Raw genomic sequence first — 12,486 nt, 5'->3', positions numbered from 1 at the left:
ATATAACTATAACACAATGCGACGCCCGAATATATTACATTTTACTCAATGTAAGCTATAAAAAACGATATTTTGCCCCTATGAATCGATAAACTGTATACTTATCTTATCAATACAGCACAAAACGCCATATAATTAACAAACCGCTAACCAATTGTTAATATGACAATTAGTTAGCGGTTATACGGGCAAATACTGCAAAAAGTTGCAGCCGGGTTAAATAAATTTCTAATTTATTTGTTCACAAGCTTTACATATTGCTCAATAGCCATGGTCATTGATGGCGCGCCAGGGGTTGGAGCGGGTATATCCAAAATCAAATCGGCCTCAAGCACAGCCTTATGGGTAGTTGCACCAAAGGCGGCAATGCGGGTGTTGTTTTGTTTAAAGTCGGGAAAGTTTTTATACAACGACTGTATACTTGACGGGCTAAAAAATGCAATAACATCATAAAACACATCGGCAAGATCAGAAAGATCGCTGCAAACAGTACGAAAAAGTACCGCGGGTGTAAAGTTATATCCGTTCTCCAGCAAAAAGCGCTGGGTTTCTTCAGCAGCAACATCCGAGCAAGGGTAAAGGAATTTTTCGGACGAATGCTTTTTCAATACCTCCGCAAGATCGGCAGCGGTTTGCTTGCCAAAAAATATCTTACGCTTACGGTATTGGATATACTTTTGAAGATATAGCGCAATGGTTTCTGAAAGACAAAAGTATTTCATTTCAACCGGCACCTCAAAACGCATTTCCTCGCATATGCGAAAAAAATGATCGGCCGAATTACGACTGGTAAAGATTACTGCGCTAAAATCAGCCAGGTTGATCTTCTCTTTTCTGAAATCCTTTGCGGGCACGCCTTCAACATGAATAAATGATCTGAAATCAATTTTCAGGTTAAGCTTTTTAGCCAGCTCGGCATAAGGATTTTTATCATTTTCGGGCTTAGGCAAAGTAACCAGTATGCTTTTAACCTTTTTCTTTCTATCTTCCAATTCAGTGCTTTTAATAACCTAAATTTTAATATTCAATGCCTTTATTAAAATCAAAACAGGGCAAATTTCGAGGGCACAAAGATACGTAAATAAATAAAACTTATGAAATCGAAAGGTAGAAATTATATTTACGCTGCTCCTGATGTATTGCCATATAAAAATTACGATAATTATAATGAGTGTTGCGATTAGTAATACCGGGATATATTGGGCCCCAAGCAGGCTGAAGCAAATAATCACCGGCAAAAAAGCAAACGCGATGTTAAAATAGGTAAGATGAAGGATATTGAGGTATTCGCTCACCAGTTTATTAATATCAAACACAAACCCTAAAAACTTGAGTATTAAAAACTTGAGTGAAAATAATACTATAATTACAATGGTAAGAAAAGTAAACAGGCCGCTTCCTGCAATTTTATAATAAACGCCTTTGTATGCGGCCAGCTGATATAAAAACAAACTGAACGTAGCACAAAATAATAAAAACAAACCCAGGAAAGCCCAGGAGCTAACGGGGCTCTCTTCTTTACCGGCTATTGAAAGCACACGTTTACTGTAAAAAGAAGTGAACACGTTGCTTACATCTTTGCTCAGGGCAAGGTTAAGGATAGCTGTATATAACAGCATAGCAATAATGATCACAATAACCCAGGGATCACGCGAAGGGCGATTATGACCTTCCATTACCCGGCTTTTTGACCTTGAATGAAGATCCAAAAAGCCATAACCATGATACAATTCGCGGGCAAAAACGCTGTCGGCATATGCTGCACGCATGGCGGCATCAGGCGCCCTGAGGTATCGCATGGCAACAGAGTCGGCAATAAATTTATCCCTGTTTTGCATGGCGTTAGCCACCGAATCAAGCACTGAGTTGCCCGGTCTAAAACTACGCACAGGTGATTTTAAAGGCGTATCAGCCACCGTTGAATCTTGTTGCGCAAAAGCAGCAGCACCATTCAACAAAAACAGCAGGCAACACCAAATAACCAAACGGATTCTCAAAGCTTAAACGGGGCTTATTATTTTTTGCAAAAGTAGGGTAATTATCTTAACCAGAATTTTATGAATTAATATTTTTTTGAAATTATTTAGAAGGTTAATCCTGTGTTTCTTATTAAAGGTCGGATTCTTATAAAAAAAAGTCTAATTAATACAATCGGAATAGAAGTTGGCAAAATATATTTGTTGTTACATAAGCTGCTATAGGTAACCTTCTAACAAATTGATGGAAAATTTTAGCTAAACCTAAAGATTATTAACAACCTAATGGTCAAATAATCTGCGTTGAGATCAAAACCAATAATTAAACAATTAACCCAAATGCCGATCAGGAACATTTAAATTTTGCATAGTTAATTTAAATGCCAAAAAGTGTAAATTATGAAAATAAGCACCCGATTATTGTTATTAACCCTGTGTTTATCTTACAAAGGATATGCCCTGCAAAACACCATTATAGTTAGCAGCCCCAATAGGCAAATTAATGTCAGCATATTCATTTCAAAAGGCAAATTGCTATATAAAGCAGCAGTTAATAATGCAATGCTGATAGCCCCGTCTCGCTTGGGTTTAACTGTTGATGGTACCGACCTGGGTGTTGAAACCAAATTTGCCGGCACCCCTTCAAATAAAAAGATCAAGGAAATTTATAATATCAATGGCTCGCACAAAATGGCACATAATGAAGCCAATGAGACCACAATTCCGTTAATAACGGCCGAGAAGAAATTCAACTTGATTGTACGCGCTTATAATGATGGTATAGCTGTACGTTACACAATCCCTTATCATACAAAACACGTCGACGCAGACTCAACCTCATGGAAATTTTCCGGAAAAGTAGCGCAGATTGCATGGTCGGATTATAGCGAAAGTTATGAAGGCTTAAGCCATGTAACCACGTTGCCGTCTGTTCCCCAAAATACGCCAATAATGGGCCCCTTAACTTTTAATGTGAATGGCCTTTTTGCATCCGTTTCAGAAGCAGATTGCGAAGACTTTTCAGACATGTCTTTTATACGTCATGAAAACTCTTTTCAAGCAAATTTCCCCTTTGCACCTAACGGATGGGAAGTACAACCGGACAGTAGTGCCAGACATGCTGTACTTAAAGGTATTTATGAAAAGCAAAAAGTATCTCCCTGGAGAACAACCATCATAGCCGCAAATTTAACTGAGCTTGTAAACTCAGACCTGCTCACGAATCTGTGCCCGGCACCGCAAAAAGACAGCGACTTTAGTTGGGTAATGCCAGGCCGTTGTTTATGGCAATGGTGGAGCGTTGGCGCCCCCAAGTTTGCCGACCAAAAAAGTTGGTATGATGCGGCGGCTAAATTAAATTGGGAATATTATTTGGTGGATGACGGGTGGCGAAATTGGAGCGAGCCGGGTAAAGATCAATGGCAGCTTTTGGGAGATGTGATATCATACGGAAAAAGTGTTGGCGTAAGATCAATTGTTTGGGTTGATTCTAAAGAAATGAGATCGGCGGCGGCACGCTATGCGTATCTAAAGCGAATCAAAGATTTGGGAGCGACAGGTATTAAGATCGATTTTATCCCCTATGCAACATCTTCCATTATGCAATGGTACATGGGTACCATGCAAGATTGCGCAGACCTTAAACTGATGCTCAATTTTCATGGAAGCGTAAAACCAACCGGATTGACAAGAACCTACCCTATGGATATCACAAGGGAGGCAGTTAGGGGGAATGAATATCATATGACACGGTATAAAAGAGTTGCACCGTTAGACCATGATGTATCTGTGCCGTTTACGCGTTTTACAGCAGGCGCGGCAGATTTTACTCCTGTAATACTTAACCAGGAACAACTTACATCGCAAAAATTTACCTGGGCCCATGAGTTTGCTCAATCCATTGTATATCTTTCTCCTATTACGCATTTCGCGGATGAATATAAATTTTACCTGGAGAGCCCGATGTTTGATTTATTTCAACAGATACCTACAACCTGGGATGAGACAAAAGTTTTAAGCTGCACCCAAATGGGGAAAATTGTTGCTTATGCACGCAGAAAAGGAAACACCTGGTGGATTGGCGTAATGAATGGTGCCGATGCACATGAAATCAAAGTTCCTCTAAACTTTCTGCAGCGCGCAACAAAAGGGGTACTGATATATGACGGAGCAGATACCAATGCGTCTAGTCACCGTGAAGAAAGATTAGTCAATCCCAAAGACACGCTTACTATAAAACTATCGCCCGGAGGTGGCTTTGTAGCTATGTTGTAATAAACAAGGCGTTATATGACATGTGGCGTGCATAGAGCATGCCCACATGCCAGGCCATGTTAGGCACTTCTTTTTTATAAGAATGCGTAATTGATACAAAAGACATCACCAGTTAAAAGTACTTTACTCCGTAACACCAGTAGCAGCCCAAAATACCAGGTAGCCGGCTTTTTCTTTTTTTACGGTAACTCTTTTAAGAGTCCGCTTGCGGTCGGGGTGGATATTCAACACATCGATGTTATGATGATCGCTTTCAGTCATTTTATTTCCATGCCCCCATTTAGCCAGATCATGTACTGCGTAACTCAGGTTAGCATCACCTTCGGGGATATCATTATAATAATCGGGCACGGTAAAATCTTTGATCTCATAGCCATCGGCATAGGTTAGCGTAATATTCAATTGCGACTCCCCCTCAGAGCTGGTAAGGCTCAGATAGAAACCTGAATATTTTTCATGGGGTACTTCAAAGCTGAAGCTATCTGCACCAGCTATGTTACGGGTTTGGTTACCCTTGTCGCCATTTTTGTAATGGAGCAATATTGTTGGATGAGACGGATTTGCAGGTATCAGCGGATCATCAGCCAGGGCATGTGGTGTTTTATCTCCGTTTAATAATGCGGCGGCCATTGTTAAGTAGCCATCGCCCTTCCCTCCTCCGTCGATACCTATAACCCAGCTTTGGAGTTTGCCATCGGTAACCGTAGTTACCGGACGGGCGTTAAACAGCTTATTGATATTAACCTGGATTGTTTTACCTGCTTGCTGACTATTAGCTACAACGGCGTACAGCAGGGAGATGATTAAAAAAATAATGCATTTAAATTTCATGATCCTGTATAATTGGTAGCTAAAGATAGCGTAACGAAGATATCCCTTCAATCCCGGTTATTACAAATACCTGTTTTATTCAGAAAAGATAATTGCATTACCTTTGCCGCATGGCAGGCATCTACATACATATTCCCTTTTGCAAGCAGGCTTGCCATTATTGCGATTTCCATTTCAGCACATCATTAAAATACAAGGACGAAATGCTGCATGCTTTGGTCAGCGAGATCAAACTGCAAAAAAGCTATCTCAACGGCGAAACCATCGAAACTATTTACTTTGGCGGAGGCACCCCTTCTGTTTTGGATGGAGATGAGATCAGCCAAATCATCAACACCATTACCGAATTGCACACCGTGTCATCTACAGCCGAAATAACTTTAGAAGCTAACCCTGATGATCTGAAACCGGATAAACTCAAAGCGCTGAGACAAACACCGGTTAACCGCTTCAGCATAGGTATTCAATCATTTTTTGATGAGGACCTGGTTTGGATGAACCGTGTACATCGCGGGCAGGAAGCAGAATCATCGGTAAAGCGCGCCCAGGATGCCGGCTTTGAAAATATCACGGCCGACCTGATTTATGGCTACCCTATGCTCAGCGACACAAAATGGAAGCAAAACCTGGATAAGATGTTTGAACTTAACATTCCGCATGTATCCACCTACTCGATGACCGTGGAGCCACAAACCGCGCTGGCGGCTTTCATCAGCAAAAAAAAGCAGCCGCCCATGAACGAGCACCAAAGCGCCGAACAGTTTATGGTATTGATGGATACCATGCAGGCACATGGCTTTGAACACTATGAGATCTCCAATTTTTGCAACCCCGGCCAGTATTCGCGCCACAACTCCAATTACTGGAAAGGTGTAAAATATTTAGGCATCGGCCCATCGGCGCACTCTTATAATGGTGATACCCGGCAATGGAACGTAGCCAATAACGCCAAATACATGCAGGCACTCGAAACCGGAAAACTACAGGCAGAAACCGAGGAATTAACCGAAGCGAACCGCCTGAATGAATATATCATGACCTCATTACGTACCATTTGGGGGCTTGATCTGGCTAAACTTAACCAGATAGCCAAAGGGGCATCTGATGAATTATCAAAAGCTGCCGCCGAATATTTCGACAGGGAATGGATCATTCAAAAGGATAATGTTATTTATCTTAGTGCAACGGGTAAACTATATGCTGATAATATTGCGGCAGGTTTATTCTTTTAAACCTATTTGCCTGGTAACAGTCAATACATTGTTACAAAGCAAAATGATCGTTAGATCTGTTTAGCTTTACTAATCGTATCTTTAAATGGTACTTTATCCTGACTATTATAAATTATGAAAAAACTAATCATCGCGGCTTTTGCATTACTGGCTTTTGTCGCTGCTCCAAAAGCTTATGCCCAAAAAACAGTTGGTGGCGCGGTTATGTCGGCTGCTAAAAACATTGTACAAAACGCATCGGGCTCAAAAGATCACACCACACTTGTAGCTGCTGTAAAAGCGGCAGGCCTGGCGCCAACACTATCAGGCGCAGGGCCTTATACTGTATTTGCACCTACCAATGAGGCTTTTGCGAAATTACCTGCCGGTGCTGTTGATAACCTGTTAAAACCAGCCAACAAAGCAAGTCTGATCAAAACTTTAACTTACCATGTTATCCCGGGTAAACTGAGCTCGGCCGATTTGTTAACTAAAGTGAAGGAAGGCAAGGGTAAAACCGAGTTGAATACCTTAAGCGGCGGTACTATTACTGTAATGTCGCAGGGGGCAAAATTGTACCTGGTTGATGAAAAAGGCGGCAAATCATGGATCACTATTGCCGATGTCGCACAAAGCAACGGCATTATCCATGTGGTGAATGCTGTGTTGATGCCTAATTGATCCGGTTGGCGATAAGCGGTGCGTGGATTGCAGCTGTATATAGCGCAAGCTTGAAAACATAATGAAAACGCGCTTAAAAAAGGGCAATATAAACTCAGGATATTCGAGGCGCCAACAATCTACTTACTGCCGGCAGGCCATAATATTGCGATATAGTTATACTACTTTGGGGTTTATTTCGTTATTTTGAATGCTTTTAAATAAGTAGGAAACAATACTGTAACTTTATTTTAAAATTGGCGTAACTCCCCTAAAGTAATAAAACTATATATGTGCTTCATTCTTAACCCGATCGATACGGTTGAAAATATTTCTCCCGAAGACTTTAAGAAGAATTATTTAGACCCTCGTCGCCCACTGGTTATCAAAGGGCTTACCAAAAGCTGGCCTGCCCGCGAAAAATGGACTCCCGAATATTTAAAACAGGTTGTTGGCAATAAAGTGGTGCCACTGTATGATAACTCAAAGGCCGATCCGTCAAAGCCTATCAATTCATCGGCAACCGAAATGCCTTTTGATGAGTATATCGATCTAATCCGCAATAAACCAACCGAGTTAAGGATCTTTTTCTTTAATATATTCAAACAAGCACCACAGCTATTAGATGATATTGTATTGCCAAAAGACCTGATGGGTGGTTTCTTGGAGAGCATGCCTGCCATGTTCTTCGGTGGTTCAAACTCGGTTACCTTTTTGCACTACGATATCGATCTTCCGCATATTTTTCATACCCACTTTGGTGGCCGCAAACATGTGATCCTATTTGAGAACAAATGGAAACGCCGTTTATACTGTATTCCAAATGCTACCTATGCTTTGGAGGATTATGATGTACTAAACCCTGATGTTAAAAAATTCCCGGCGCTCGATGGCGTAGAAGGCATTGAGGTTTTCCTTGAACATGGTGACACCCTGTTTATGCCTACCGGTTACTGGCACTGGATGAAATACGTTGATGGTTCATACTCACTAAGCCTGCGTGCCTGGGATGCAAGTATCAGCCGTAAAGCGGCAAGTTTGTACAACCTGGCTATTAAAGGCGGGGTTGACAGCGCGCTAAAAATGATGTTCAAAGGCAAATATGCCAAATACCGTGAAGGCCTTGCTGTTAAATGGGCAAACCGCGAACTGGCCGCGGGGAAACCTTTTTAAGCCGAAAGTATCAAGTTTTAAGTCTTCAATCATGATATTAAATAGCGATGGATTTTATCCATCGCTATTTTTTTATCTATTACCCGAAGGCCGTGTCCCCACGGCCGGCTTATATAGCAAATGCGCGTGAGGACACGCGCATGGGAGAATAATACCCCCCCCGAGGCCGTGTCTCCACGGCCGGCTGCTTTGCTTGCAAATGCGCGTGAGGACACGCGTATTAGTGATAACTGAACGAAATATATTACCACCTATCCAACCCCAAAAGCTTTTTACCAAGTTCACTCAGTTCAGCTACAGAATTCTGTTTTTCACGCTCCAGCGGATCGCCGGGGAACGCGTAGCCCTGCATGGCCTCACGGCTTTGCCAGCTGTTGATACGCCACTGCCTTAGCTCTTCATTATCTTCCTGGGCGGGCATCATGGATATGTATTGAGCTATGCGCACTTTATCATTACTCTTATTAGGGCGGATACCGTGCGGCTGCAGGCTGTTAAATATTAGCAGGTCACCTGCCTCCAGTTTCACTTTTACGGTTTCAAATCCGGTGGTATCGGGTTTATAGTGATCACGGTCATCGGGTTGGGTTAACTTCCAGGTATCGTATGTTCGATATAGTTCAGGGATACATTGAAAACCGCCCATATTTTCATCCATTTGATCGGCAAGGGCCAGCACCCCCTGCACATTTTGAGGTTTGGTTTCAGGATCATAATCCCAATGAATAAAACCTTTGTATTCAAAACCAGGGCGAAGCGGGAAATTGAGGTTGGCTCTATCTATTGTTACCCATAGCTTCTCCGTGCCCCAGACATCCGCAAAAGCCGCATGAACTTTTGGATATTGGCGGTTATCCCACATAAACTGCTGGTTATAAATTTCAACCATGCCGGTGTTGTTCAACTCGCTCATCTGCATTTGCGCATTGGGCTTTTTATACCAGGTTTCTATGTCACTGGCATCTTTGCCTTCGTATTGCCATAGGTAACTCGCCAGTTTTTCAACTTGTGTTTTAGGCACTGCGTTTTTGACGATCACATAACCGTTCTCTATCCAAAATTGCCAGTCTGCCTCGCTAAGCACTTTTAGCGGTTCGTTGTTGCTACGTTTATTCAGGCCTACCTGGCTTGATTTTGCAGTAGAAGGATTGCCGGGGATCTCTTTATGGGCATTCGCAGGTGCGGTTGCCATGGTCATGGTTTCGTTTTCGGTCTTCATAATTTCATATTGATTTATAATTCAAAATTATACCTGAATTGAGGGCAGCTTATCCTGCACAATGACCAAAATTTGTTCTGTATTGATCAATTAACTATCTTTAATAAAACCAAATGTCCAATACAACATGGATAAGATCCAGTTAGAGAAGGTAGATTTTGAACCGGGCAAATCGTTCAAACTTTTTTCGCCCAGGCTCAGGAACACGTTCCTGTGGCATTATCACCCGGAATATGAATTGGTTTATGTGGAGGCCGATGCCGGGATCAGACACGTTGGCTCACATATCTCCGGCTATACCCAGCATGATCTGGTACTTATTGGCAGTAACCTCCCCCATCTTAATTTTGATTACCGGCTCCGGAGCGAATACCACCAGATAGTGGTGCAGCTAAAAGAAGATTTCATGGGAACGGCGATAGGCACGGCACCCGAATTTTCGGCCATCGAGCAGCTTTTTAAAAAGGCGGCAAATGGAATTGCTTTTTACGGCGATACCCGGACTTTGGCCGTACAAAAGCTAAAACTATTACCGGGCATGAGTTCGTTTCAGCAATTAATGGGATTGATGGAGGTTTTCAATATCCTGGCTGGCTCAAATGAGTTCACCATATTAAACAATGACGAGTTAAACCTGCAATTCTTTTTAAAAGACAAGATCAGGATGGGGGCTGTTTATGAATATATCGGTAGCAATTATAATCTCAAGCCCGATGTAAATGTGGTGGCGGCTAAAGTGAATTTTACAACAGCAGCCTTTTGCCGCTATTTTAAAAAGCAAACCAAAATGACCTTCACCGATTTTGTGAATCAATACCGTGTCGATGTAGCCAAAAACCTGCTGATACAGGATAAAAATGTAACCGAAACCTGTTATGCTGTAGGCTTTGAAAGCCTATCATATTTCAATAAACTATTCAACAAAATAGTCGGCGAAAACCCTTCCGATTTTAAAAGGGATTGGGTTGGTAAAGTATAATTAAATTACTCCACCTGGTTTTTATAATATTCCTTAACCGCGTCGGGTAAAAGATGCAGGTATAAATTAGGCTCTTCCCTGATCCTGGCCGCCTGTACCGGAACAACTTTGCAGGGCTCTTCGTAAATAACGCTTTCACAATCTAAAAACCGCCCCATGTAGGCACCATAAGCTTCGGAAGCAAATATCACGTCAATGGGTGGTAGCTTCTTTTTAAGATAGCTGGCCCAGAGCCTTGACATATTTTCTATCGTATCGCCGATACCCGGCAGCATGGCCTCATCGTAACTTAATAATACAGGTTTAACCTTTTCATTATCCGCGTAAGTTTTTTCGAGCCAGCCAAGCCTGATAGCCCCATCAATGGGCTCATCATCGCTGGCACCAATAACCACTACAAGCTCATCACAATGCTCAAGCGCGTAACCAATCAAAGCCATATGCCCTATGTGCAGCGGCAAAAACTTTCCAATTACCAAACCTCTTTTCATGCAGTAGTATTAAATCAACACCTCGTTTTTTATCTAATCACTCATCTCCAACCACTAATCTCTCTACGAAGTATGGTCACAAACTATTTTCCACTCACCCTTAATTTTCCTGAACCACAACGTAAAATAGCCACCAGGCGTGTCTTTTTCGCGGGTCAGCTTCCATCCTCCTAAAACAAAGGCATTGGTTGCATCCAGTACTTTTACCTGTATAATATTGAAAGTAAGCTGCCCCATAGCGGCCTTATCAGGATATGTTTGCTTGTAGTGTTCAAGTGTTGTTTGCCAACCGTAAGTGGGGGCTGTTTTCCCAACAAAAACCAGCGAGTCTGATTTCCAGTAGGTTTGCATAAAACCTTCAATATCGCCGCGGTTCCAGGCTTCTTCCTGTGTGTGCATCACTTTCAGGATGGCTTGCCTGTTTTGCGCAAAGCAACACGTGGCGGCAAGTATAAACACAAAACTCAGTAATATTCTTTTCATATAATAAAGGTAGCTTTTTGTCTGAACCTGAATTTTAAGAATTACCCGAATTAACAGAATTAAAAGGAAATATTCCACTAATTCTTTAATTCCTTCAATTTAGGTCTGCACAATATGCATGATGCCGGTTCAGACAAAAAATAAAATCCAACTTAATACATTATATTTGGGTTTCATCGACACTAAAAACAACATCAACTATGGGAAATCAGGTATTGAGCTTCGGCGAAGTTTTATGGGATGCTTTTGGCGACGGAAAAAAGGCCGGAGGTGCACCTATGAATGTAGCCCGGCATCTGGTACAGCAAGGTGTAAAAACTACTTTCGCAAGTTCGGTAGGAATGGATAGCTCTGGTGATGCACTGATAGGCTTTTTAAAAACCAACGATCTGTATTCAGACCTGATTCAGCAGGACGATGAATTTCCAACCTGCGAGGTTACCGTACAGCTTGATGAAACCAACACCGCCACTTATATTATTCCCCAGCCTGTTTCCTGGGACAATATACAGCCCTCGGCTGCACTCACTAAAGCGGCGCAGGCTGTAAAAGCCATTGTATTTGGCAGTTTGGCCTGCCGCACAACCACCACACGCGAAACATTATTAAACCTGCTTGATGAAACCCCGGCGTTGAAGGTATTTGACGTAAACCTTCGTCCGCCGCATTATACATTATCAACTATTGAAACATTGGTGGCCCGCGCCGATGTTGTGAAAATGAATGAAGAAGAGGCTAATTTGCTCATCGGGGGCAGCAGCGCTTCTCTTCGTGACCAAATCGGTGAATTTCGTTCAAAATATCATAGTCAAACCATTTGTGTAACCCGCGGCGAACATGGCGCACTGGTATGGCATGACCATGAATTTTATGACAGCCCCGGCTGCCCAGTAAAAGTAGCCGACACCGTAGGTGCCGGTGACGCTTTCCTGGCAACCTTTGTAGCTGGCTTACTTTCCGGCAAACCTATGCAGCAAGTGGTTGATAAAGCCTGTTCAGTCGGCTCATACGTAGCCAGCCAGCGCGGCGCAAACCCTGTTTATCCGCCTGAACTGCTGAACAGCTTGGCATACATTTAGTAGATAACTACTACCAGCGTCATTGCGAGGTACGAAGCAATCCCCAGGAAGCAGAGCGGCTAAGCAGGTCTCCCTGTAAAGTCGGGGGTTGCTTCGTACCTCAATGACGT

12 protein-coding genes are annotated in these 12,486 nt (G+C 42.5%); 6 read left to right on the top strand and 6 right to left on the bottom strand.

Features of this window, described 5'->3' with window-relative positions:
* Positions 1 to 233: 233 nt before the first annotated feature.
* The gene (locus AC1DUD_RS01955) at positions 234 to 992 is read right to left on the bottom strand and encodes a uroporphyrinogen-III synthase (RefSeq protein WP_330858655.1); all 759 of its coding nucleotides are present in this window, start codon (positions 990 to 992) and stop codon (positions 234 to 236) included.
* Positions 993 to 1,010: 18 nt separating this feature from the next.
* Positions 1,011 to 1,889, bottom strand: a complete 879-nt coding sequence (locus AC1DUD_RS01950; protein ID WP_477370865.1) for a DUF4271 domain-containing protein — start codon at positions 1,887 to 1,889, stop codon at positions 1,011 to 1,013.
* Positions 1,890 to 2,375: 486 nt separating this feature from the next.
* Between AC1DUD_RS01950 and AC1DUD_RS01945 the strand changes: the two genes are divergently transcribed.
* Positions 2,376 to 4,250 (top strand): glycoside hydrolase family 97 protein, encoded by a 1,875-nt coding sequence (locus AC1DUD_RS01945; protein WP_477370862.1) that lies wholly within the window; start codon positions 2,376 to 2,378, stop codon positions 4,248 to 4,250.
* A 123-nt stretch (positions 4,251 to 4,373) separates the two neighbouring features.
* On the opposite strand, the gene AC1DUD_RS01940 is transcribed toward AC1DUD_RS01945, so the two are convergent.
* A complete protein-coding gene (locus AC1DUD_RS01940; protein ID WP_477370859.1) occupies positions 4,374 to 5,081 on the bottom strand; it encodes a hypothetical protein in 708 nt (235 codons plus the stop codon).
* A gap of 110 nt (positions 5,082 to 5,191) precedes the next feature.
* On the opposite strand from AC1DUD_RS01940, the gene hemW reads away from it, so the two are divergent.
* The 3 genes from hemW to AC1DUD_RS01925 all read left to right on the top strand — a co-directional run bounded on the left by hemW (position 5,192) and on the right by AC1DUD_RS01925 (position 8,125).
* Positions 5,192 to 6,313 (top strand): radical SAM family heme chaperone HemW, encoded by a 1,122-nt coding sequence (hemW, locus tag AC1DUD_RS01935; protein WP_477370856.1) that lies wholly within the window; start codon positions 5,192 to 5,194, stop codon positions 6,311 to 6,313.
* Positions 6,314 to 6,427: 114 nt separating this feature from the next.
* Positions 6,428 to 6,973, top strand: coding sequence for a fasciclin domain-containing protein (locus AC1DUD_RS01930; protein ID WP_477370852.1), 546 nt, complete (start codon positions 6,428 to 6,430; stop codon positions 6,971 to 6,973).
* A gap of 270 nt (positions 6,974 to 7,243) precedes the next feature.
* A complete protein-coding gene (locus AC1DUD_RS01925) occupies positions 7,244 to 8,125 on the top strand; it encodes a cupin-like domain-containing protein (RefSeq protein ID WP_477370849.1) in 882 nt (293 codons plus the stop codon).
* A 244-nt stretch (positions 8,126 to 8,369) separates the two neighbouring features.
* Here AC1DUD_RS01925 and AC1DUD_RS01920 read toward each other — a convergent pair whose 3' ends face one another.
* Complete coding sequence (locus AC1DUD_RS01920) at positions 8,370 to 9,344, bottom strand: phytanoyl-CoA dioxygenase family protein (RefSeq protein WP_477370846.1); 975 nt, start codon at positions 9,342 to 9,344, stop codon at positions 8,370 to 8,372.
* A gap of 127 nt (positions 9,345 to 9,471) precedes the next feature.
* On the opposite strand from AC1DUD_RS01920, the gene AC1DUD_RS01915 reads away from it, so the two are divergent.
* Positions 9,472 to 10,323 (top strand): helix-turn-helix domain-containing protein, encoded by an 852-nt coding sequence (locus AC1DUD_RS01915; RefSeq protein WP_477370843.1) that lies wholly within the window; start codon positions 9,472 to 9,474, stop codon positions 10,321 to 10,323.
* A 5-nt stretch (positions 10,324 to 10,328) separates the two neighbouring features.
* Here the strand turns inward: AC1DUD_RS01915 and AC1DUD_RS01910 are convergent, their stop codons facing one another.
* Positions 10,329 to 10,814, bottom strand: a complete 486-nt coding sequence (locus AC1DUD_RS01910; RefSeq protein WP_477370840.1) for an adenylyltransferase/cytidyltransferase family protein — start codon at positions 10,812 to 10,814, stop codon at positions 10,329 to 10,331.
* 63 nt (positions 10,815 to 10,877) lie between these two features.
* Entirely contained in the window at positions 10,878 to 11,297 is a 420-nt protein-coding gene (locus tag AC1DUD_RS01905; RefSeq protein WP_477370837.1) for a YybH family protein, read from the bottom strand.
* Positions 11,298 to 11,497: 200 nt separating this feature from the next.
* On the opposite strand from AC1DUD_RS01905, the gene AC1DUD_RS01900 reads away from it, so the two are divergent.
* Positions 11,498 to 12,376: a PfkB family carbohydrate kinase gene (locus AC1DUD_RS01900; RefSeq protein WP_477370834.1), complete on the top strand. Its 879-nt coding sequence runs from the start codon at positions 11,498 to 11,500 to the stop codon at positions 12,374 to 12,376.
* Positions 12,377 to 12,486 lie beyond the last annotated feature (110 nt).

This window comes from Mucilaginibacter sp. P4_A11 (assembly GCF_056402535.1).
The sequence above is the reverse complement of the archived record's forward strand: the minus strand, read 5'-3'. Positions and strand labels throughout refer to the sequence as shown.

Bases quoted from the DNA above. Each gene is read 5' to 3' on its own strand.
- AC1DUD_RS01945 (WP_477370862.1), top strand. From the start codon at position 2,376: ATGAAAATAAGCACCCGATTATTGTTATTAACCCTGTGTTTATCTTAC.
- AC1DUD_RS01940 (WP_477370859.1), bottom strand. From the start codon at position 5,081: ATGAAATTTAAATGCATTATTTTTTTAATCATCTCCCTGCTGTACGCC.
- hemW (WP_477370856.1), top strand. From the start codon at position 5,192: ATGGCAGGCATCTACATACATATTCCCTTTTGCAAGCAGGCTTGCCAT.
- AC1DUD_RS01930 (WP_477370852.1), top strand. From the start codon at position 6,428: ATGAAAAAACTAATCATCGCGGCTTTTGCATTACTGGCTTTTGTCGCT.
- AC1DUD_RS01925 (WP_477370849.1), top strand. From the start codon at position 7,244: ATGTGCTTCATTCTTAACCCGATCGATACGGTTGAAAATATTTCTCCC.
- AC1DUD_RS01920 (WP_477370846.1), bottom strand. From the start codon at position 9,344: ATGAAGACCGAAAACGAAACCATGACCATGGCAACCGCACCTGCGAAT.
- AC1DUD_RS01915 (WP_477370843.1), top strand. From the start codon at position 9,472: ATGGATAAGATCCAGTTAGAGAAGGTAGATTTTGAACCGGGCAAATCG.
- AC1DUD_RS01910 (WP_477370840.1), bottom strand. From the start codon at position 10,814: ATGAAAAGAGGTTTGGTAATTGGAAAGTTTTTGCCGCTGCACATAGGG.
- AC1DUD_RS01905 (WP_477370837.1), bottom strand. From the start codon at position 11,297: ATGAAAAGAATATTACTGAGTTTTGTGTTTATACTTGCCGCCACGTGT.
- AC1DUD_RS01900 (WP_477370834.1), top strand. From the start codon at position 11,498: ATGGGAAATCAGGTATTGAGCTTCGGCGAAGTTTTATGGGATGCTTTT.